The organism is Pseudomonas veronii (assembly GCF_001439695.1).
GTDB classification, from domain to species: domain Bacteria; phylum Pseudomonadota; class Gammaproteobacteria; order Pseudomonadales; family Pseudomonadaceae; genus Aquipseudomonas; species Aquipseudomonas veronii.
This window is the reverse complement of sequence record NZ_JYLL01000033.1, coordinates 49,637-70,293: the sequence shown is the minus strand read 5'-3', so window position 1 is coordinate 70,293 and position 20,657 is coordinate 49,637. Positions and strand designations below refer to the sequence as shown.

The window sequence follows — 20,657 nt, the reverse complement described above, 5'->3', positions numbered from 1 at the left end:
GAAGTGGAGGGGCAGGATGATCTTTTTGAGTGAGTCACTGGTAGGAGAGTCCGTTGGACTGCGAGAAGTGGACGACAACGTGTGGGACATGTACCTATGTAACTATCCACTGGGTAGGCTAGACAGCAGTGCAAGCCGGCTGTCCAGCACCCAGAAACGTAAAGGATGTCCCCGGTCTCGTTTGTAAAGGATGTCTCCGTCTGTACACCCCGATAGCGGAGTGTCAGTCGCAGAATTTGCCAACTGACCCACTGCTATCGGGGGCAAGCCCCCTCCCACATTGAGATATTTGTCGGCTGAGATCAGCGGTAAGCGGTCGCAATCCATTCGCGTTCGGTGGCATCGAAAACTACTCGTTACCCTGCAAAACCCTGTGGGAGGGGGCTTGCCCCCGATAGCGGAGTGTCAGTCGCAGAATTTGCCAACTGACCCACTGCTATCGGGGGCAAGCCCCCTCCCACATTGAGATATTTGTCGGCTTGAGATCAGCGGTAAGCGGTCGCAATCCCTTCGCGTTCGGTCAGGCATTCCGGCGCGCCCATCTCGAATTCCCGGCAGATCAGCGGCCGACGCGTATAAATCGTACACATCATCGTGTCCCGGTCCAGCGCTGCGCACCAGCCGTCGTCCAGGCGCAGCATGACTTCGCCGCCCCAATCGTCGGTGTCGATATAGCGCTCGGGCACGCCCGTGTCGGTGATCAGCATGACTTCCAGCTGGCAGCAGCAGGCCGCGCACGTCGAGCAGGTGACGGCGGGGGTGGTGATTTGGGTGTGGGGGATGTTGGTCATAGGTACGCAGTGTAAGGCAAGCGGGTGACACAGGTGTGAAAGGGCTGACAGACGTTAGCGTACCCGGCGCATTGGTTAAGCACTGAAACGCCCAAGCAACGGCGGGTTGATGGCTGCCGGCTTGGCCAGCAGCAACTGCGCGGTGCCGATGGTGCGCTCCATAAAGCCGCCTTCGCAGTAACACAGGTAAAACTCCCACAACCGCAGGAAGTATTCGTCGTAGCCCAATTCCATGAGGCGGCCGTGGGCGCGGCGAAAGTTCTCATGCCACAAGCGCAGGGTTCGCGCGTAATGCAGGCCGAAATCTTCCATGTGCAGCAGGTTCATGTCGGTGTCGCGGCTGATGATCTGCAGCATGTTCTGCACACAGGGCAGGGCGCCGCCGGGGAAGATATAGCGCTGGATGAAGTCGACGCTGTTCTTGGCCTGTTCAAAGCGTTGCTCACGGATGGTGATGGCTTGCAGCAGCATCAGCCCATCGCTCTTGAGCAGGCGCGCGCACTGTTTGAAGTAGGTCGGCAGGAAGCGATGGCCCACCGCTTCGATCATTTCGATGGACACCAGCTTGTCGTATTGGCCGCTCAGGTCGCGGTAGTCCTGCAACAGCAGCGTCACCTGGTCTTGCAGCCCCATGGCGGCGATGCGTTGCTGGGTGTAGACAAACTGTTCCCTGGACAAGGTCGTGGTGGTGACTTTGCAGCCATAGTGCCGCGCCGCGTACAACGCCATGCTGCCCCAGCCGGTGCCGATCTCCAGCAGATGGTCGGTAGGTTTAAGCGCGAGTTTCTGGCAGATGCGTTCCAGCTTGTTCAGTTGCGCCTGTTCCAGGGTGTCTTCGGCGCTCAGGAACTGCGCCGCCGAATACATCATGGTCGGGTCGAGAAATTCTTCGAACAGGTCGTTGCCCAGGTCATAGTGGGCGGCGATGTTCTTCTGCGAACCCTTGCGCGTATTGCGGTTGAGCCAATGCAAGCCTTGGGTGAACGGCCGCGCCAGCTTGGCCAGGCCGCCCTCCAGCGCGTCGAGCACCTCCAGGTTGCTGACCATCACACGCACCACGGCGGTCAGGTCCGGGCTGCTCCAATAACCGTGGATAAACGCTTCGCCCGCACCGATCGAGCCGTTGGCCGCCACCAGGCCCCACACCGCCGAATCGAGGATCTGGATCTCGCCCAGCAGATGCGCTTCGCGGGCGCCGAACACTTGGCGTTCGCCGTCTTCGATCAGCACCAGTTGGCCGTGGCGCAATTGGCTGAGTTGCCGCAGCACGGCTTTGCGCAGCAGTGCGGTGGTCACGCCGTTGACGTTCAGGCGGTTGGCCTTGACCGATAAGCTAGGGGATTTCATGGCGGCGATCCTTGGTGTACCCGACGGCGGTGCGAGAGGCGCCATCGGCGGCCTGATGGGGAAAAATCGGTGTGCGTTTGAGCAACAGGCGCAGGGCCTGCCAATAAATCGCCAGGCAGGTCTTGGCGGTCATCCACGGAAAGCGCCACAGATAGCGGTGCAGGCTGGCGCGGCTGAGGGCTTCGCGCTGCAGGCTCAAGGTGGCGTCGAAGACTTTCCGATCGCCCTGCCAGTCGGCCATGTGGACCCCAAGCCTGGCGGCGGGCGGGCTGAAGCTCATGCGGTATTCCAGGTCGGGCGGCAGGAACGGCGACACATGAAACGCCTTGGCCACGGCGAAGTGCTGATGCTCCTCGGCGCCCAGCGCCAGGGCCGGCAGCACGTAGTGATAGCGCTCGCGCCATGGGGTGTTGGTCACTTCACACAGGATCGCGGCCAATTGTCCGTCGGCCTCGAAGCAGTAGAAGAAACTCACCGGGTTAAACGCCAGGCCCCAACTGCGGGCCTGAGTCAGTAGGCAGATAGCGCCCTGGGGTGTACGCCCCAGCGCCTTGCCGACTTGCTGGCGCACGGCATCGCTCAGGCTCATGCCGTGACGGGTGAATTCACGCAGGTAGTCCTGCTGGCGAAAGCCGAAGGCGGCCAGGCGACCTGCGCCGGCCAGGGGCGACAGCCCGAGCACTGCGTCCTGTTCGCTCAAGTCCAGGTACAGCAAGCCGATGCGGTAGCGAAACGCGTGGGCCTTGGGCGCAAACCGGCGATGGGCGATCCAGCCGCTGTACAAGGCGCTGTTCACAGGGCTTCTCCAAACGCCTGGGCCACGCGCAAGGCGCTGATCACGCCGTCTTCGTGGAAGCCGTTGGCCCAATAGGCGCCGCAATAATAGGTATGCTGCGCACCGCTCAACTCTTCCCAACGCGCTTGCGCGGCCACGGCCGCCAGGCTGTATTGCGGATGGGCATAGGTGTATCGGGCGAGGATCTTCAGCGGGTTGATCATCGATGTCTGGTTGAGGCTGACGCAAAAGGTCGTGGCGCTGTCGATGCCTTGCAGGATGTTCATGTCATAGGTCACCGCCGCCTGGCTCTGTGCATTGCCGCTGAGCCGGTAGTTCCAGCTGGCCCAGGCCAGTTTGCGGTCTGGCAGCAGGCGCGTGTCGGTGTGCAGCACCACGTCGTTGTCGGCGAAGGGCAGGGCGCCGAGGATCTGCTGCTCGGCACTGCTCGGCTCGCCCAGCAGGGCCAGCGCCTGGTCGCTGTGGCAGGCGAACACCACTTTGTCGAAGGCTTCGGTGCCCGCGGCGCTGTGGATCGTCACGCCCTGTGCATCGCGCTCGACCCGATGCACGGGGCAATCGAGGCGAATCCGTTCACGAAAGCCGCGGGTCAGCGGTTCGATGTAGCGGCTTGAGCCGCCCTCGATCACGCACCATTGCGGGCGGTTGCTCACCGACAGCAAGCCGTGGTTCTTGAAGAAGCGCACAAAGAACTGCAAGGGGAAACCGAGCATGTCCGCCAGGGACATCGACCAGATCGCTGCGCCCATCGGCACGATGTAATGCCGGATGAATCGCGGGCCGTAGCCGCCAGCGTCGAGGTAGTCACCCAGGGTCATGTCGGCACTGATGCGTTGCGCTTGCAGGTCCGCCGGCGCCTCGCGGTTGAAGCGCAGAATATCGCGCAACATGCCCCAGAACCCCGGCGACAACAGATTGCGCCGCTGCGCAAACAGGCTGTTGAGGTTATTGCCGTTGTACTCGAACCCGCTGCGGCGGTCGCACACCGAAAAGCTCATCTCGGTGGGTTTGAACTTCACGCCGACCTGACCCAGCAGGCGGATGAAGTTGGGGTAGGTCCAGTCGTTGAATACGATAAAACCGGTGTCCACCGCATAGCTTTTACCCTCGACGGTGACGTTGACCGTGTGGGTATGCCCGCCGATGCGATCGCCCGCTTCGAACAGGGTGATGTCGTGGCGACGGCTGAGCAGGTAGGCGCTGGTCAGCCCGGCAATGCCGCTGCCGATAATCGCGATCTTCACAGGTCGTCCTTTTTTGGCGGCGGGCTGCGCAGCATGCGTTTGCCGATGATCAGTTGCGCGCGATTCGGCAGTTTCGACAACGGCCACAGGGTGGCGATGAACATCGCCGGGAAGGCGATTTCCAGTGGGCGTTTGTCCAGCTTGGCGAAGATATGCCGGGCCGCCTTGTCGGCAGACCAGGCCAGGGGCATCGGGAAGTCATTGCGCTCGGTCAGCGGGGTGTCGACAAAGCCCGGGCTGATCACGGTGACGTCGATGTTTTCCGGCGACAGGCTGATGCGCAGGGATTCGAACAGGTAGCGCAAACCGGCCTTGGACGCGCCATAGGCTTCGGCGCGCGGCATCGGCAGGTAGGTCACGGCGCTGGCCACGCCCACCAGGTGCGGTGCGCGCCCGGCGCGCAACAGTGGCAGTGCGGCTTCGATGCAATAACTGCTGGCGAGCAGGTTGGTGCGTACCACGTGTTCGACGATCGACGCGTCGAATTGCTTGGCATCGACATATTCACAGGTGCCGGCATTGAGGATCACGGTGTCCAGCGACCCCCAGACCTGGGCGATGTGTTCGCCGATTTCGCGCACGGTCTGGCTGTTGGTCAAGTCGCCCGCCACGACCAGCACTTGGCCGGGAAAGCGTTGGGCGAGCGCTTGCAGCGGGCCTTTGGAGCGCGAACTGAGGGCCACGTGGGCGCCGCTGTTGAGCAGCTCCACGGCGAGGGAGGCGCCGATGCCACTGCTGGCGCCGGTCAGCCAATAACGACGGGGCGGTGTGAGGTTCATCCGACTCTCCTTTTCAGCCAACTGATCACACGGCCGAACACCGGCAAGTGTTCGTAAAGCATTGCGCCGGCATCGAAATAATCCCGATGGCGGTACACCTTGTCGCGCCACATCAGGTGCGAGCAGCCTTCCACTCGGATCACCTTGCCCTTGGCCAGGCGCGGGTGGCAAAAGCTCATTTTCCAGCGCAGGTAACCTTCGCCTTCGGCCACCTGGTCGAAGCCGTGGAAGTCGAAGCGCAACTGGCTGACATTACCGTACAACTGCGCGAAATAGTGGTGCAGCGGCGTGAGCCCCTGGACTTCGTGCAGCGGGTCGGTGAAGACGATGTCCTTGCTGTACAGGCTGTCGAGCAGGTGCAGGTTGTGCTTGTCCAGAGTGGCGAAGGCCTGGGCGAAGCGGCGCAGGAAGTCACTCATGTTCGGCTCCGACGGCCTGGCGCGACGGCAGGCTGCGGAATGCCGCCAATGCACGTTCGCGGGAGTGTTTCAGGTCGACGATCGAGCGCGGGTAGTCGGCCACGCCGAACAGGCCGCCAGCGGCCTGCGGGTCGTGTACGTCGTTTTTATTCAGCGTCGCCAGTTGCGGCAGCCAGTGCTTGATGAACACGCCGTCGCGGTCGAATTTCTGCGACTGGCTCAGCGGGCTGAAAATCCGGAAATACGGCGCCGAATCAGTGCCGGTGGAGGCGCTCCACTGCCAGCCGCCATTGTTGGCTGCCAGGTCGCCGTCGATCAGGTGGCGCATGAAAAAGCGCTCGCCTTCGCGCCAGTCGATCAGCAGGTTCTTGGTCAGGAACATCGCCACCACCATGCGCAGGCGGTTGTGCATCCAGCCGGTTTCCAGCAGTTGGCGCATGGCCGCGTCGATGATCGGCAAACCGGTGCGCGCCTGCTGCCAGGCTGCGAGGTCGTTGGGCGCGTCGCGCCAGGCCACCGCCTCGGTTTCGGGGCGGAAGGCGCGGTGACGGGACACCCGCGGGTAGCCCACCAGGATGTGCTTGTAGAACTCACGCCAGAGCAGTTCGTTGACCCAGGTGATCGTGCCGATATCGCCGCTTTCGAACTCGCCCTGGTTGCGCTGCAGCGCGGCATGCAGGCACTGGCGCGGCGAAACCACGCCCGCCGCGAGGTACGCCGACAGCTGGCTGGTGCCGGGCTTGGCCGGGAAGTCGCGCTCATCCTTGTAGTAGCTGATCTGCTGCGCGGCGAACGCGTCGAGGCGGCGGCGCGCTTCGTCTTCACCGGCGGGCCAGAGGGCGCGCAGCGTTTCGCTCGGCGTTTCGAAACCGTCGACCTGTTGCGGTACCGGGTCGCTGGTCAGCGCGAGGGCCGCTTGAGCCTTGGGCGTGGCCACCCGGCGCGGCAGGGCGCTGTGCAGGCGGGCGTAGCAGACTTTGCGGAACTGGCTGAACACCTGGAAGTAGGTGCCGGTCTTGGTCAGCACGCTGCCGGGCTGGAAAAACAATTGGTCCAGGTAACGGTGGAAGCTCACGCCGTCGGCTTCCAAAGCCTTGGCCACCGCCGCATCGCGACGGCTTTCGTGGATGCCGTATTCCTCGTTGACGTGGACCGACTCGACCGATAGCTCGCGGCACAGTTGGCCGAGTACGGCGGGCGCCTGGTCCCAGGTCGCGGCACGGCGGATCAGCAAGGGAATATTCAGCGCGCCGAGGGCCTGGCTCAAGTGCTGCAGGTTGCGCAGCCAGAAGTCGACTTTGCACGGTGCATCATCGTGGGCCAGCCATTGCTGCGGGGTGATCAGGTACACGGCCGCCACCGGGCCGCGCTGGCTCGCGGCGGTCAGGGCAGTGTTGTCATGCAGGCGCAGGTCGGTGCGCAGCCAGATCAAGTGCATTTAAACAAGTCCCTGCTGGATCAGTATCTGGTGAGCCGACAATGGGTCTTCGGCGACGAACAATTCAGGGGTGTCGCCGGCTAATGCCGTCAGCTCGGCCTGGTGGATGCATACCGTTGGCCCGACGATCAACTTTGGGCAAGCGATGCCGCCCAGAAGTTTTGCGAGTGCCGACAAATGGAGCGCCTGGCTTGAATACAGCAGCACCGCGCGCGGTTGCAGGTGTTCCACGGCCAGCGCCAGTTCACCGGTCGGCAGCGGCCAGTCGAAGACTTCCACCGGGCAGTCGGCGCTGCTGGCCAGCCAGGCGCTGAGCCACAGGTGCGGTGCCAGGGGCAGGTCGGAATGATTCACCAGCAGCAGCGGTGCGCCGTGCAACTGGCGATTGTTGTGATAGATCCGCGCGCCGAACTTGCTGCGCAACCAGGACAGGAAGAACACCCGTTCCATCTGCGCGCCGAATTGGCCCTGCCAGCGTTGCTCCAGTTCGCGGAGCAGCGGCAGCAGCAGTTGTTCGCACAGGGTGCGCGGCGGGTAGAGCGCCATGGCCTGGTTGAAGGCATCGTCGACGCGGCGTTCGGCCAGTTCGCTGATGGCCTGCACCAGGGTCTGGCGCAGGGTGTGCCATTCGTTTTCGACGGCGTCGGGAGCGACGTGCGCGGAGTCGATCAGGTTTTTCACCTGGCTGACCGGCACGCCGCGATTGAGCCAGGTGAGGATGGTGTGGATGCGTTGCACATGGTCGTGGCTGAACAGCCGGTGACCCTTGGGCGTGCGCTGCGGCACGATCAGGCCATAGCGGCGTTCCCAGGCGCGCAGGGTCACGGCGTTGACGCCGGTCTGGCGCGCCACTTCGCGAATCGGCAGCCAGCCGTCCTCGAGGGCTTGGGCGATATCTTCGCCGGGTTCGTCTTGCAAGGCTGCGGTCATGAGGTTTTTCATGGTTCAGATCGCATTGCGCAGGCTGAGATTTTCCGGGTGCGGCTGCAAGTAAGCCTGCTGCGCGATGTAGCGGTCCGGGTGGAGGCGAAAGTGGTGCTTGAGCAAGGTCAGCGGCACCACCAGCGGCACGATGCCTTGGCGGTATTGGCCGATCACGGTTTGCATTTCCTGTTTGTCGTCGGCGCTGATGGCCTGCTTGAGGTAACCGCTGATGTGTTGCAGCACATTGGTGTGGGTGCCGCGGGTGGCGCACTTTTTCAGGCCGCTCATCAGCGCGCTGAAATAGCCGCTGCCCAATGCGTCGAGGTCCTCGCCCTTGGCCATGCCGCCGAGCAGGTTGCCGAGGCTTTTGTAATGCGCCGGGCTGTGGGCCATCAGCAGGTATTTGTAGCGCGCGTGAAAGGCCAGCAGGCGATGGCGGCTCAGGCCTTCGCCGAGCAGTTGTTGCCAGCTGGCGTAGACGAAGACGCGGGTCAGGAAGTTTTCCCGCAGCACCGGGTCATTCAGGCGGCCGTCTTCTTCCACAGGCAGGTTGGGGTGGCGCGCGCAAAAGGCTTGGGCATAGATGCCACGCCCGCCGCCGTCCACCGGTGCGCCGTTTTCACGGTAGACCTTGACCCGTTCCAGGCCGCAGGACGGCGATTTCTGCATGAAGATATAGCCGCACAGGTCGCTGTGCTCGGCGGCCATTTTTTCGCCGTATTCACCCAGCGGCGCGGTGACGTTCAGCTCGCGATGCACGCTGCCGACGGCTTGAGGGGACGCGGCATCGCCCACCAGGCGAATGGTCTCTCGGGGAATGCCCAGGCCGATCGCCACTTCCGGGCACAACGGCACAAAGTCGAAGTACGCGGCGAGCACCTCGCTGCAGAGTTGCGATTGCTTGTGGCCGCCGTTGAAACGGACGTTCTCGCCCAGCAGGCAGGCGCTGATACCAATCTTCGGCTTGAAGGACGGGGTGCTGGACATGGGCAAACCTCTGCAAGATTCCTGTACAAGCGTAAAAGCATGTACAGCTAAATCTCATCATAGGTTTGATGCTGTACAAGTCAAATGGTTTGTACAAGTATTTGTGCGAGGGCTATTTCCAGCCGATTCGCCAGTCCTCGGCGCTTTGCAGGGTTTGCCAGGGCAGGCGTTCACCGCGCCGGGTCATGACGGCTTGCAGCTCGATGTCGAGCACGTTGCCTTCTTCATCACAAAACAGTTCGGTGACCAGGAAGTGTTTTTCCTTGTTGCGCGGGTGTGCTGCTGTCCACTTCGACAGCAGCAATTTAGCGGGGTTTATGCGGTTCATTACAGGTGCTCGATCAAGCGTCGCGCGGCTTCCTGGCCACTGAGCCAGGCGCCTTCCACGCGGCCCGACAGGCACCAGTCGCCACAGACGTACAAGCCCAGGTCGGCGTCGGCCAGCACGCCGAATTCATGGGCGCTGGACGGTCGTGCGTAGAGCCAGCGGTGCGCCAGGCTGAACGAAGGCGCGGGCATGGCGCTGTGCAGCAGTTCGGCGAAGGCGCCGTGCAGGTGTTCGATCACTGCTTCTTTGGGCAGGTCCAGATGTTCTTTGCTCCAGGCGCTGGTGGCGTGCAGCACCCAGGTGTCGAGGACGGTGTCGCGCCCCGGTTTGCTGCGGTTGCGGGCCAGCCAGTCGAGGGCGCTGTCTTGCACGAAGCAGCCTTCCATCGGGGTTTCCAGCGGCTTGTCGAAGGCCAGCGCGATGGCCCAGGTCGGGTCCATCTTCACGCCGGCGGCGGCACTTGCCAGCTTCGGTGCGGCGGCCAGCAGGGCGGTCGCTTGCGGGGCGGGCGTGGCGATGATGACGTGGCTGAACGGACCATGGTTGCCGCCGTCGGCGTCCAGCAGGTTCCAGTGCCGTTTGCCTTGGAACACTTCGGTGATACGGCAGCTGAACTGCACCGGCAGGTCGTCGAGCAGGGCGCGGGTGATGGCGCTCATGCGCGGCGTGCCGACCCAGCGGATCTGTTCATCGGGGGAGGGCGTGAGTTCGCCGGACTTGAAGTTATACAGCTGCGGCTTCCATTGCTCGGCCCAGCCATTGCTTTGCCAGCGCTGCACTTCGTTGACGAAGCGGCGGTCGCGGGCGGTGAAGTACTGCGCGCCCATGTCCAGTGCGCCGGCGTCGCTGCGCTTGCTGGACATGCGGCCACCACTGCCGCGGCTTTTATCGAAGAGTTGTACAACATGCCCGGCGTCTCGTAACGCTCGGGCGGCGGAGAGACCGGCGATGCCGGTGCCGATGATCGCGATGGGGACAGTCATGGGAGGCCTCGTTTTACCGTTGGGTACAGACTACGCCGACACCAATAGCTGTACAATATTGTTTTTTGGTATAAGTTTTGGCGTACCTGATCGTTTGGCGTGACCTATGGTTAAAGCTGAGGCTTAAATCAATGTCACGCCCGATTGCAAATGATCCCTGCTTATAAAATAGACCAGTGATCGGTGGCGAACGTTACATGAGGAAGATCCCATGCATATTTTGCTGACCGGCGGTACCGGCCTGATCGGCCGTCAACTCTGCCAACATTGGCTGGCGCAAGGGCATCGCCTGACGGTGTGGAGCCGTCGCCCTGAACAGGTCGCCCGGTTATGTGGCGATGCGGTGCGCGGTGTCGCCAGCCTGCAAGAGGTTATCGGCCCGGTGGACGCCGTCATTAATCTGGCCGGCGCGCCGATCGCCGATCGCCCCTGGACGCATAAACGCAAGGCGCTGCTGTGGAGCAGCCGCATCAGTCTGACCGAAACCCTGCTGGTGTGGCTGGAAGGCCTGGCGGAGAAACCGGCGGTGTTGATTTCCGGTTCTGCCGTGGGCTGGTACGGCGACGGCGGCGAGCGCGAACTGACCGAAGCCAGCGGCCCGGTGCAGGACGATTTCCCCAGCCAGTTGTGCGTCGCCTGGGAAGAAACCGCCCAGCGCGCCGAAGCCCTGGGCATTCGCGTGGTGCTGGTGCGTACCGGGCTGGTGCTGGCGGCCGAGGGCGGCTTTTTGTCGCGGCTGTTGCTGCCGTTCAAGCTGGCACTGGGTGGGCCGATTGGGAGTGGCCGGCAGTGGATGCCGTGGGTGCATATCCACGATCAAATCGCGCTGATAGATTTTCTTCTGCACCAGCGCGACGCCCGCGGTCCCTATAATGCCTGCGCGCCGCACCCGGTGCGTAACCGAGAGTTTGCCAAGACGTTGGGCCAGGTGCTGCACCGCCCGGCGTTCATGCCCATGCCGGCCTTCGTGTTGAAGGTGGGGTTGGGCGAGTTGTCCGGTTTGTTGCTGGGCGGCCAGAAAGCTTTGCCCGAACGCCTGTTGGCGGCCGGTTTCACTTTCCAGTTCACTGAGTTGAAGGCGGCCTTGGACGACTTGTCCAGCCGCCTCTAGAGATAGGATGTTGCATGACGGATCACGCGTTGTTACTGGTCAACCTGGGGTCACCGGCGTCTACTTCGGTGGCCGATGTGCGCAGCTACCTCAATCAGTTCCTGATGGACCCTTACGTGATCGACCTGCCGTGGCCGGTGCGGCGCTTGCTGGTGTCGCTGATCCTGATCAAGCGTCCCGAGCAGTCGGCCCATGCGTATGCCTCGATCTGGTGGGAGGAAGGCTCGCCGCTGGTGGTGCTCAGCCAGCGCCTGCAACAGAAAATGACTGCGCAGTGGACCCAGGGTCCGGTGGAGCTGGCGATGCGTTATGGCGAGCCGTCCCTTGAAACGACCCTGACGCGCCTGGCCGCCCAGGGCGTTCAGAAAATCACCCTGGCGCCGTTGTACCCGCAGTTCGCCGACAGCACCGTGACCACGGTGATTGAAGAAGCTCAGCGGGTGGTGCGCGACAAGAAGCTCAAGGTGCAGTTCTCGATCCTGCAACCGTTCTACGATCAGCCGGAGTACCTCGATGCGTTGGCGGCGAGCGTGCGGCCTTACGTAGCGCAGGAGTACGACCACCTGCTCCTGAGTTTCCACGGCCTGCCCGAGCGCCATCTGACCAAGCTCGACCCTACCGGCGCGCATTGCTTCAAGGATGCCGATTGCTGCCGCAACGCTTCGCCGCAGACGCTTGCCACGTGTTACCGCGCGCAGTGCTTCAGCGTCGCCCGCAATTTTGCCGAGCGCATGGGGCTGCCGGACGGCAAATGGTCGGTGGCATTCCAGTCGCGCCTGGGCCGGGCGAAGTGGATCGAACCCTACACCGAGGCACGCCTGGAAGCGTTGGCCCAGCAAGGCGTGAAAAAGCTGCTGGTGATGTGCCCGGCGTTCGTGGCCGACTGCATCGAGACGCTGGAAGAGATCGGCGACCGTGGCCGGGAGCAATTCCGCGCAGCGGGCGGCGAGGAGTTGGTGCTGGTGCCGTGCTTGAATGACAGCGAGCAGTGGGCGGTGGCGCTTAACACCCTGTGCGAGCGGGCCCCCGTGGCACTGTAATGTGGGAAGGGGCGTGCTCCCGATAGCGGTTTGCCAGTCACTGGGTGAGGTGACTGTTGTAGCGCTATCGGGGGCAAGCCTCCTCCCACAGGTTTGACCGCGTTACAGGTTGAGGGTCAGGCTGACCGTGAAGTTGCGCGGTTCACCGGGGCTGACCCAATAGTTGCTGTAGGCGCGTTCGTAGTACTTTTCATCAAACAGGTTGTTAAGGTTCAGGCCCACGGTGACGTTGTCGGTGGCTTTGTAATGCGCCAGCAGGTCCACGGTGTGATAGGCGGGCAGTTCGAAACTGCCGCCGGCTTCACCGGAGCGATCACCGACATAGGTGAACGCCGCGCCCACGTCTGAACCGCGCAACGTGCCGTCCTGGAATTCATACACGCCCAACAGGCTGCCGCTGCGCTTGGCCACGCCGAGAATGCGACTGCCGGTGGGGATGGCTTTATCGCCCTTGGTCACTTCGGCATCGATGTAGGCGAACGCGCCGATCACGCGCACCGCCTCGCTCAGTTGCCCGCTCAGTTGCAGGTCAAACCCTTGGCTGCGTGCCTTGCCCATGGCGCGTTGGGTGTCGGTGGCCGGGTCCACGGTCAGCACGTTTTCCTTCTCGATGTGGAACGCGGCGAGGGTGGCGCTGAGGCGCTCGTCGAACAGCTCGCTCTTGATCCCCACTTCATACCCCACACCCTCTTCAGGCTTGAAGGATTTGCCGCCAGCGTCCAGGCCGTTGTTCGGCTTGAATGAGGTCGAGGCGTTGGCGAACACCCCGACTTCAGGTGTGAGCTGGTAGAGCAGGCCGGCGCGCTGGGTCAGGGCGTCGTGGGTCTGGCGGCTCTTGGCGTGATGACGGGTGAAGTCGTCGGTGTGTTGCTCGAAGTGCTCGAAGCGCGCGCCGAGCATGCCGCGCAGGCGTTCGGTGAAGACGATCTGGTCTTGCAGGTTCAGTGCCTGGCTTTTTACCTGTTCGGAGAAGTCAGTGCCGGAGCGCTCGCCATCGGGTTTGGGCTGGCCGTAGACCGGGTTGTAGATGTCGATCGCGTAGGGGCTGCCGGCGATGGCTGTCACGCGTTCCTTCTTGCGGTAGTCCTCGTACTCGGTGCCGATCAGCAACTCGTGTTGCCAACGACCGATGTCGAACAGACCGCGCAGTTCCAGTTGGGTGATGCTGTCGTGCCAACCCATGGAGCGTTCGCGGTAGCGGCGGTTGACGGTGTGGCCGTCGCTGTTCAGCGCGCGGTTTTCCGAAGCGTCGCCCCACAGGCTGCCTTGTTTGTAATGGCTGGCCAGGCGCAGGGCCCACGTGTCGTTGAGGTGACGTTCGAGGGTGGCCTGGAGGCGGTTGTTGTGGTTGTTGATGTCGCCGTCGTTGGGCTCGCCGAGGAAGGTGGAGCGCGACATGCCGCGCGGCGCGACGATGCCGCGGTCAAAGGTGGAGCGGTGGCGCACGAATTCGCTTTCCACCAGCAGGTGCGTGTCGGGGGCCAGTTGCCAACTGAAGGACGGCGCGACGAACACCCGCTTGGCGTCTACATGATCGCGGAAACTATGGTTGTCTTCCACCGCCAGGTTGACCCGTGTCAGCAGTTGCCCTTCGCTGTCGAGCGGGGTGTTCACGTCCAGCGCGGTGCGATAGCGGTCCCAACTGCCGGCGCTGGTTTGCAGGGTGGTGAACGCGTCGGGCTGGGGTTTCTTGGTGACGATATTCACCGTGCCGCCGGGATCGCCGCGCCCGTACAGGCTGGCGGCGGGGCCTTTGAGCACTTCGATGCGTTCGAGATTGGCGGCGTCCGGCGTGCTCGGGTAACCGCGGTTGGCGCTGAAGCCGTCCTGGTAGAACTCCGACGTGGTGAAGCCGCGCACGCTGTATTCGTAGAGGGTGAGGCCGCCGAAGTTGTTCTGCTTGGAGACGCCGCCGGCAAATTCCAGGGCGCGTTCCACGTCGGTGCTGCCCAGGTCCTTGAGCACGTTGGCGGGAATCACGCTGATGGATTGCGGGATGTCGCGCAGCGCGGTGTCGGTCTTGGTTGCGCTGGCGGAGCGGGTGGCGCGATAGCCGTTGACCGGGCCGGTGGCGGATTCGTAGGCGTCGGTGGTGACGCTGATGGCGTCCAGTTCAATGCGGGTGTCTTCGGCGCAGGCGGGGTCCAGCAGCAAACCCAAGGCCAGGCCGGCCAAAGGGGGAAACGTGCGAGGCGACATGATAGAGCGTTCCAATGGCGATATTGAAACAATATAACATGTCATTATGTAAGCGGTTCGGTTCTGAAATATGTGCTTACAGGTGCCCGCGAACGGGCACCCGGAGGGCGCGGGTTATTCCTCTTCCGTCACCGGCGCGGGCGGTGGGCGCAGGCCGATTTCCGCCGTCAGGTTGAGCTCTTTACCGTTGCGCATCACCTGGATCGTGACCTTGTCGGTCGGTTTGATCCGCGCCACTTGGTTCATCGACTTGCGGCCATCACCGGCCGGTTCGCCGTCGATGCTGAGGATCACATCGCCCAGTTGCAGGCCGGCCTTTTGCGCCGGGCCGTCGCGGAAGATCCCGGCGACCACGATGCCCGGGCGCCCGGTCAGGCCAAACGACTCGGCCAGTTCCTTGCTCAGCGGCTGCACTTCGATCCCCAGCCAGCCACGGATCACCTGGCCGTGCTCGATGATCGACTTCATCACTTCCATCGCCAGCTTGACCGGGATCGCGAAACCGATGCCCTGGGAGCCGCCGGACTTGGAGAAAATCGCCGTGTTGATGCCGGTCAGGTTGCCGTTGGCATCCACCAGCGCGCCGCCGGAGTTGCCCGGGTTGATCGCGGCGTCGGTCTGGATGAAGTCTTCGTAGCTGTTGAGGCCCAACTGGTTACGCCCGGTGGCGCTGATGATGCCCATGGTGACCGTCTGGCCGACGCCGAACGGGTTGCCGATGGCCAGCGCGACATCGCCGACCCGCAGCCCTTCGGAGCGGCCGATGGTGATCGCGGGCAGGTTTTTCAGGTCGATCTTCAACACCGCGAGGTCGGTTTCCGGGTCGCTGCCGACCACGCGGGCCAGGGTTTCGCGGCCGTCGCGCAGGGCTACCACAATCTGGTCGGCGCCGGTGGTCACGTGGTTGTTGGTGAGGATGTAGCCTTCCGGGCTCATGATCACCCCGGACCCCAGGCTGGATTCCATGCGTCGCTGCTTGGGGCTGTTGTCGCCGAAATAGCGGCGGAACTGCGGGTCTTCGAACAGCGGGTGCGCCGGCTTGTTGACGACCTTGGTGGTGTACAGGTTGACCACCGCAGGGGCGGCGATGACCACGGCGTCGGCGTAGGTCACCGGGCCTTGCACCATCGTATTGGTTTGCGGGGCCTGTTGCAGGTTCACATCAAGGCTCGGTAAGCCCACCCACTGGGGGTAACGCTGAATAATCATCATCGCGATCAGCACGCCAGCCAGCAATGGCCATCCAAAAAAACGCAGTGCCTTGAGCATCAAGTAAGTCCTGACAGGTTGCAGGGGGCGGGGGAGCGCCCATAATGTCGCGCATTATACGAGGCTGCGAGCGCCTCGGAACGGGATATTTAGGAGTCTTTTATGGCCGTTGCTTTGAGCACCCTCGTCGAGGAAGCGGACCGCTACCTTGGCAGCGCAAAAATTGCCGATTACTGCCCCAACGGCCTGCAGGTCGAGGGGCGCCCGCAGGTGATGCGTATCGTCAGCGGCGTCACCGCCAGCCAGGCATTGCTCGACGCCGCCGTCGAAGCCCAGGCCGACCTGGTGCTGGTCCACCACGGTTATTTCTGGAAGGGCGAGAACCCGTGCATCACCGGCATGAAGCAGCGCCGCCTGAAGACCCTGCTCAAGCACGACATCAGCCTGCTGGCCTACCACCTGCCGCTGGACCTGCACGCCGAGGTCGGCAACAACGTACAGCTTGCTCGGCAGTTGGACATCACCGTCGAAGGCCCGCTGGACCCGGCCGACCTCAAGATCGTCGGGCTGGTCGGCTCCCTCGCCGAGCCGCTGTCGCCGCGTGACTTCGCCCACCGCGTGCAGAGCGTGTTGGGGCGCGAGCCGCTGCTGATCGAAGGCAGCGAGATGATCCGCCGCGTCGGCTGGTGTACCGGCGGTGGCCAGGGTTACATCGACCAGGCGATTGCGGCCGGCGTCGACCTGTACCTGAGCGGCGAAGCCTCCGAACAGACCTTCCACAGCGCCCGCGAAAACGACATCAGCTTTATCGCCGCCGGCCATCACGCCACCGAGCGTTACGGTGTGCAGGCGTTGGGCGATTACCTGGCGCGGCGTTTCGCCCTGGAGCATTTGTTCATCGATTGTCCCAACCCGATCTAACGCACACCACCCTCCCACATTTGGTAGGGTTCGGCCGCCCATCGCCGCCAAACCTCGGGGCATATCCATATACCGTTTCGATCTAGTCGGCGCCCTGAATAGAAGCAGGTGCTGTGCTAGCATGCCTCGCTCGAACACGGCCCGCTGGCCGTCCATAAGATCGTTTTTCCGTGAGTAGCCATGGTCGACAAACTGACGCATCTGAAACAGCTGGAGGCGGAAAGCATCCACATCATCCGCGAGGTCGCCGCCGAGTTCGACAACCCGGTGATGCTCTACTCGATCGGTAAAGACTCCGCCGTGATGCTGCACCTGGCACGCAAGGCGTTCTTCCCGGGCAAGCTGCCGTTCCCGGTGATGCACGTCGACACCCAGTGGAAATTCCAGGAGATGTACACGTTCCGCGACCGCATGGTTGAAGAACTGGGCCTGGACCTGATCACCCACGTCAACCCGGACGGTGTGGCGCAGGGCATCAACCCGTTCACCCACGGCAGCGCCAAGCACACCGACATCATGAAGACCGAAGGCCTCAAGCAGGCCCTGGACAAGTATGGTTTCGACGCAGCCTTCGGCGGTGCCCGTCGCGATGAAGAGAAATCCCGTGCCAAAGAGCGCGTGTACTCGTTCCGCGACAGCAAGCACCGCTGGGACCCGAAAAACCAGCGTCCGGAGCTGTGGAACGTCTATAACGGCAACGTCAACAAGGGCGAGTCGATCCGTGTGTTCCCGCTGTCCAACTGGACCGAACTGGACATCTGGCAGTACATCTACCTGGAAGGCATCCCGATCGTGCCGCTGTACTTCGCCGCCGAGCGCGATGTGATCGAGAAGAACGGCACGTTGATCATGATCGACGACGACCGCATCCTCGAGCACCTGTCCGACGAAGACAAAGCCCGCATCGTCAAAAAGAAAGTCCGTTTCCGTACCCTTGGCTGCTACCCGTTGACGGGCGCGGTGGAGTCCGAAGCGGAGACGCTGACGGACATCATTCAGGAAATGCTCCTGACGCGAACTTCCGAGCGCCAGGGCCGGGTCATCGACCACGATGGTGCCGGCTCGATGGAAGATAAAAAACGTCAAGGCTATTTCTAAGGGGTTGTCATGTCGCATCAATCTGATTTGATCAGCGAGGACATCCTCGCCTACCTGGGCCAGCACGAGCGCAAGGAAATGTTGCGCTTCCTGACCTGCGGCAACGTCGACGACGGCAAGAGCACCCTGATCGGGCGCCTGCTGCACGACTCCAAAATGATCTACGAAGATCACCTGGAAGCCATCACCCGCGATTCGAAGAAGGTCGGCACCACCGGTGACGACATCGACCTGGCTCTGCTGGTCGACGGCCTGCAGGCCGAGCGCGAGCAGGGCATCACCATCGATGTCGCCTACCGCTACTTCTCCACCGCCAAGCGTAAATTCATCATCGCCGACACCCCCGGCCATGAGCAGTACACCCGCAACATGGCCACCGGTGCGTCCACCTGTGACCTGGCGATCATCCTGGTCGACGCGCGCTACGGCGTGCAGACCCAGACCCGTCGCCACAGCTTCATAGCCTCGTTGCTGGGCATCAAGCACATCGTGGTCGCCATCAACAAGATGGACCTCAACGGTTTCGACGAAGGCGTATTCGAGCAGATCAAGGCCGACTACCTGAAGTTCGCCGACGGCATCGCCTTCAAGCCGAGCACCATGGCGTTCGTGCCGATGTCGGCGCTCAAGGGCGACAACGTGGTGAACAAGAGCGAGCGTTCGCCGTGGTACACCGGCCAGTCGCTGATGGAGATCCTCGAGACCGTCGAGATCGCCAACGACCGCAACTACACCGACCTGCGTTTCCCGGTGCAGTACGTCAACCGTCCGAACCTGAACTTCCGCGGTTTTGCCGGCACCCTGGCCAGCGGCATCGTCCACAAGGGCGACGAAGTCGTGGTGCTGCCGTCGGGCAAGAGCAGCCGCGTCAAATCCATCGTCACCTTCGACGGTGAACTGGAACACGCCGGTCCCGGCCAGGCCGTGACCCTGACCATGGAAGACGAGATCGACATCTCCCGTGGCGACCTGCTGGTGCATGCCGACAACGTGCCGCAAGTGACCGACGCCTTCGACGCCATGCTGGTGTGGATGGCCGAAGAGCCGATGCTGCCGGGCAAGAAATACGACATCAAGCGCGCCACCAGCTACGTGCCGGGTTCCATCACCAGCATCGTGCATCGCGTGGACGTGAACACCCTGGCCGAAGGCCCGGCGAGTTCGCTGCAGTTGAACGAAATCGGCCGGGTCAAGGTCAGCCTCGACGCCGCCATCGCCCTGGACGGTTACGCGAGCAACCGCACCACCGGCGCGTTCATCGTCATCGACCGCTTGACCAATGGCACCGTGGCCGCGGGCATGATCATCGCGCCGCCGGTCAGCCACGGCAGCGCCGCGCAGCACGGCAAGTTGGCCCATGTGGCCACCGAAGAGCGCGCCCAGCGCTTCGGTCAGCAGCCGGCCACCGTGTTGTTCAGCGGCTTGTCGGGCGCCGGCAAAAGCACCCTGGCCTATGCGGTTGAACGCAAGTTGTTCGACATGGGCCGCGCGGTGTTTGTACTGGATGGCCAGAACCTGCGCCACGACCTGAACAAAGGCTTGCCGCAGGATCGCGTCGGGCGTACCGAGAACTGGCGTCGTGCGGCTCACGTCGCACGCCAGTTCAACGAAGCCGGCCTGCTGACCCTGGCCGCGTTCGTTGCGCCGGATGCCGAAGGGCGTGAACAGGCCAAGGCACTGATCGGTGCCGACCGCTTGCTGACGGTCTACGTGCAGGCTTCGCCGCTGGTGTGTGCCGAGCGCGATCCACAAGGCTTGTACGCGGCCGGTGGGGATAACATCCCTGGTGAGTCCTTCCCCTACGACGTGCCGTTGAATGCCGATCTGGTGATCGACACCCAGGCCCTGTCGCTGGAAGACAGCGTCAAGCAAGTGCTGGAGCTGTTGCGTCAGCGCGGCGCGATATAGGCGCGCTGATAAGCGTTAAGCGTCAAGCTGCAAAAAAGCCCGTCAGCGTGTGAATCGCGACGGGCTTTTTAGTGTGTCTGAGGGTTAAATTTCTTCGCGAGCAGGGACATCAGTTTGGGTGATTACGTCACTGTCTCTTTTTTCTGAGAGGGTTGCTTCCGAGGTGGTATTGATGGTGTTTTTGCCTCCGCCTATACGAATGTCGCCCTTGCCTTCGGTGGTGATGAAGGAGGCTCCGCCACTACTGGTGATAGAGAACCTTCCGGAAAGTGAGGTCATTGTGTCGCGGTCCCCGCGGCCAGCGATATGAGTCGCCTGATCGGGGCCACCACCTGTTCCGCTCCTCATGATGTTGTTGCCGGCACCGCCGTCAAGTGAGTTATACCGACTTAGTCCCCCGGTCAGAAAGTCGTTGCCGCCTTGTCCTTCAAGCATGCCCCCGCCACTCCCCAAGGACGCTTCATCATCACCGTTACCCAAGTATGCGAATGTTAGGCCGCCTCCGCTCTTGACGTGATCGTCACCGTCTCCGGTGTAGATCGCAACGGTGTTTTTTACGTCTTCATCTACAGTGACCCGGTCGTTGCCGCCGTTGGTTTTGATAAGGAGTGTTTTTAAGGCCTTTTCGTTCTCCAGATTTAACGGGTAACTTTCCCCGTTGATATCTGCCGTAACCTTATTGTCACTGCCCAGGCGAATGTGAATGCGGTCGTTTTCGTTACCCGTATTAATGGTGACGCGTTTAGGTATGCCTGGAGTATTGGCTTCCTGGAGATCGTAATCTGCGCTGATCGTTAGATTGCCGTCTTCGTATGTCTTGCTGTAGACATCCGGTGTCGACTGGTCACGTCCTGGGTGAAGTCGACTAACTAGAAGTGAGGGCAGCGAATATGGAACATAGGGTGCGGATGTCGGCGAGATGTTCATGAAGTTGGTTCCGTAAGTTTTCTGATGGTATTGCATTCTGCGTAGACACTTGATTCATGCGTCTGGCGCCCACCTGAGGGCGCATTGCCTGAGTGGTGTTTAATGGATAGCGGTTTCTGTTGAACTTGTTTCTGCGAGTAACAAGTCGGCCGGTGTTTGGTGCGATATAAACCTTGCCACCACAAAAAGCCCGCCACCGATCACTCGG

At 62.4% G+C, this 20,657-nt stretch carries 19 protein-coding genes; 5 read left to right on the top strand and 14 right to left on the bottom strand.

The window, feature by feature from the left end; all coding sequences use genetic code 11:
- Nucleotides 1-485: 485 nt before the first annotated feature.
- From TU80_RS26755 to TU80_RS26705, 11 genes are all read right to left on the bottom strand, one after another.
- A complete protein-coding gene (locus TU80_RS26755; protein WP_026139835.1) occupies nt 486-791 on the bottom strand; it encodes a YkgJ family cysteine cluster protein in 306 nt (101 codons plus the stop codon).
- A gap of 75 nt (nt 792-866) precedes the next feature.
- Nucleotides 867-2,138 (bottom strand): SAM-dependent methyltransferase, encoded by a 1,272-nt coding sequence (locus tag TU80_RS26750; RefSeq protein WP_017845512.1) that lies wholly within the window; start codon nt 2,136-2,138, stop codon nt 867-869.
- Nucleotides 2,125-2,934 (bottom strand): DUF1365 domain-containing protein, encoded by an 810-nt coding sequence (locus tag TU80_RS26745; RefSeq protein WP_057005765.1) that lies wholly within the window; start codon nt 2,932-2,934, stop codon nt 2,125-2,127. The genes TU80_RS26750 and TU80_RS26745 overlap by 14 nt, the downstream gene beginning before the upstream one ends.
- Nucleotides 2,931-4,178, bottom strand: a complete 1,248-nt coding sequence (locus tag TU80_RS26740; protein ID WP_057005764.1) for an NAD(P)/FAD-dependent oxidoreductase — start codon at nt 4,176-4,178, stop codon at nt 2,931-2,933. Before TU80_RS26740 ends, TU80_RS26745 begins: the two co-directional genes overlap by 4 nt.
- The gene (locus tag TU80_RS26735; protein ID WP_046384752.1) at nt 4,175-4,957 is read right to left on the bottom strand and encodes an SDR family NAD(P)-dependent oxidoreductase; all 783 of its coding nucleotides are present in this window, start codon (nt 4,955-4,957) and stop codon (nt 4,175-4,177) included. Before TU80_RS26735 ends, TU80_RS26740 begins: the two co-directional genes overlap by 4 nt.
- Nucleotides 4,954-5,376 (bottom strand): nuclear transport factor 2 family protein, encoded by a 423-nt coding sequence (locus TU80_RS26730; protein WP_057005763.1) that lies wholly within the window; start codon nt 5,374-5,376, stop codon nt 4,954-4,956. The genes TU80_RS26735 and TU80_RS26730 overlap by 4 nt, the downstream gene beginning before the upstream one ends.
- A complete protein-coding gene (gene phrB / locus TU80_RS26725) occupies nt 5,369-6,814 on the bottom strand; it encodes a deoxyribodipyrimidine photo-lyase (RefSeq protein ID WP_057005762.1) in 1,446 nt (481 codons plus the stop codon). Before phrB ends, TU80_RS26730 begins: the two co-directional genes overlap by 8 nt.
- Entirely contained in the window at nt 6,815-7,744 is a 930-nt protein-coding gene (locus TU80_RS26720) for a MerR family transcriptional regulator (RefSeq protein WP_046384750.1), read from the bottom strand.
- A gap of 15 nt (nt 7,745-7,759) precedes the next feature.
- The gene (locus TU80_RS26715; protein WP_017845505.1) at nt 7,760-8,725 is read right to left on the bottom strand and encodes a YbgA family protein; all 966 of its coding nucleotides are present in this window, start codon (nt 8,723-8,725) and stop codon (nt 7,760-7,762) included.
- Between the two features lie 112 nt (nt 8,726-8,837).
- Nucleotides 8,838-9,053 (bottom strand): TIGR02450 family Trp-rich protein, encoded by a 216-nt coding sequence (locus tag TU80_RS26710; protein WP_017845504.1) that lies wholly within the window; start codon nt 9,051-9,053, stop codon nt 8,838-8,840.
- Entirely contained in the window at nt 9,053-10,036 is a 984-nt protein-coding gene (locus TU80_RS26705) for an NAD(P)/FAD-dependent oxidoreductase (RefSeq protein WP_057005761.1), read from the bottom strand. The genes TU80_RS26710 and TU80_RS26705 overlap by 1 nt, the downstream gene beginning before the upstream one ends.
- A 211-nt stretch (nt 10,037-10,247) precedes the next feature.
- Here TU80_RS26705 and TU80_RS26700 point away from each other — a divergent pair, with 211 nt between their 5' ends.
- Nucleotides 10,248-11,147, top strand: coding sequence for a TIGR01777 family oxidoreductase (locus TU80_RS26700; protein ID WP_057005760.1), 900 nt, complete (start codon nt 10,248-10,250; stop codon nt 11,145-11,147).
- A gap of 14 nt (nt 11,148-11,161) precedes the next feature.
- Complete coding sequence (hemH, locus tag TU80_RS26695; RefSeq protein ID WP_057005759.1) at nt 11,162-12,187, top strand: ferrochelatase; 1,026 nt, start codon at nt 11,162-11,164, stop codon at nt 12,185-12,187.
- Nucleotides 12,188-12,289: 102 nt separating this feature from the next.
- Here the strand turns inward: hemH and TU80_RS26690 are convergent, their stop codons facing one another.
- Nucleotides 12,290-14,386: a TonB-dependent siderophore receptor gene (locus tag TU80_RS26690; RefSeq protein ID WP_057005758.1), complete on the bottom strand. Its 2,097-nt coding sequence runs from the start codon at nt 14,384-14,386 to the stop codon at nt 12,290-12,292.
- Nucleotides 14,387-14,500: 114 nt separating this feature from the next.
- Nucleotides 14,501-15,655 (bottom strand): Do family serine endopeptidase AlgW, encoded by a 1,155-nt coding sequence (algW, locus tag TU80_RS26685; RefSeq protein ID WP_017845499.1) that lies wholly within the window; start codon nt 15,653-15,655, stop codon nt 14,501-14,503.
- 102 nt (nt 15,656-15,757) lie between these two features.
- On the opposite strand from algW, the gene TU80_RS26680 reads away from it, so the two are divergent.
- From TU80_RS26680 to cysN, 3 genes are all read left to right on the top strand, one after another.
- Nucleotides 15,758-16,516, top strand: a complete 759-nt coding sequence (locus TU80_RS26680; protein WP_017845498.1) for a Nif3-like dinuclear metal center hexameric protein — start codon at nt 15,758-15,760, stop codon at nt 16,514-16,516.
- A 180-nt stretch (nt 16,517-16,696) separates the two neighbouring features.
- On the top strand, nt 16,697-17,614 hold the full coding sequence (cysD, locus tag TU80_RS26675) for a sulfate adenylyltransferase subunit CysD (protein ID WP_010565604.1): 918 nt from the start codon (nt 16,697-16,699) through the stop codon (nt 17,612-17,614).
- 9 nt (nt 17,615-17,623) lie between these two features.
- On the top strand, nt 17,624-19,522 hold the full coding sequence (cysN, locus tag TU80_RS26670; protein WP_046488067.1) for a sulfate adenylyltransferase subunit CysN: 1,899 nt from the start codon (nt 17,624-17,626) through the stop codon (nt 19,520-19,522).
- Nucleotides 19,523-19,606: 84 nt separating this feature from the next.
- On the opposite strand, the gene TU80_RS26665 is transcribed toward cysN, so the two are convergent.
- Complete coding sequence (locus tag TU80_RS26665; RefSeq protein WP_079442828.1) at nt 19,607-20,449, bottom strand: hypothetical protein; 843 nt, start codon at nt 20,447-20,449, stop codon at nt 19,607-19,609.
- Between the last annotated feature and the right edge of the window lie 208 nt (nt 20,450-20,657).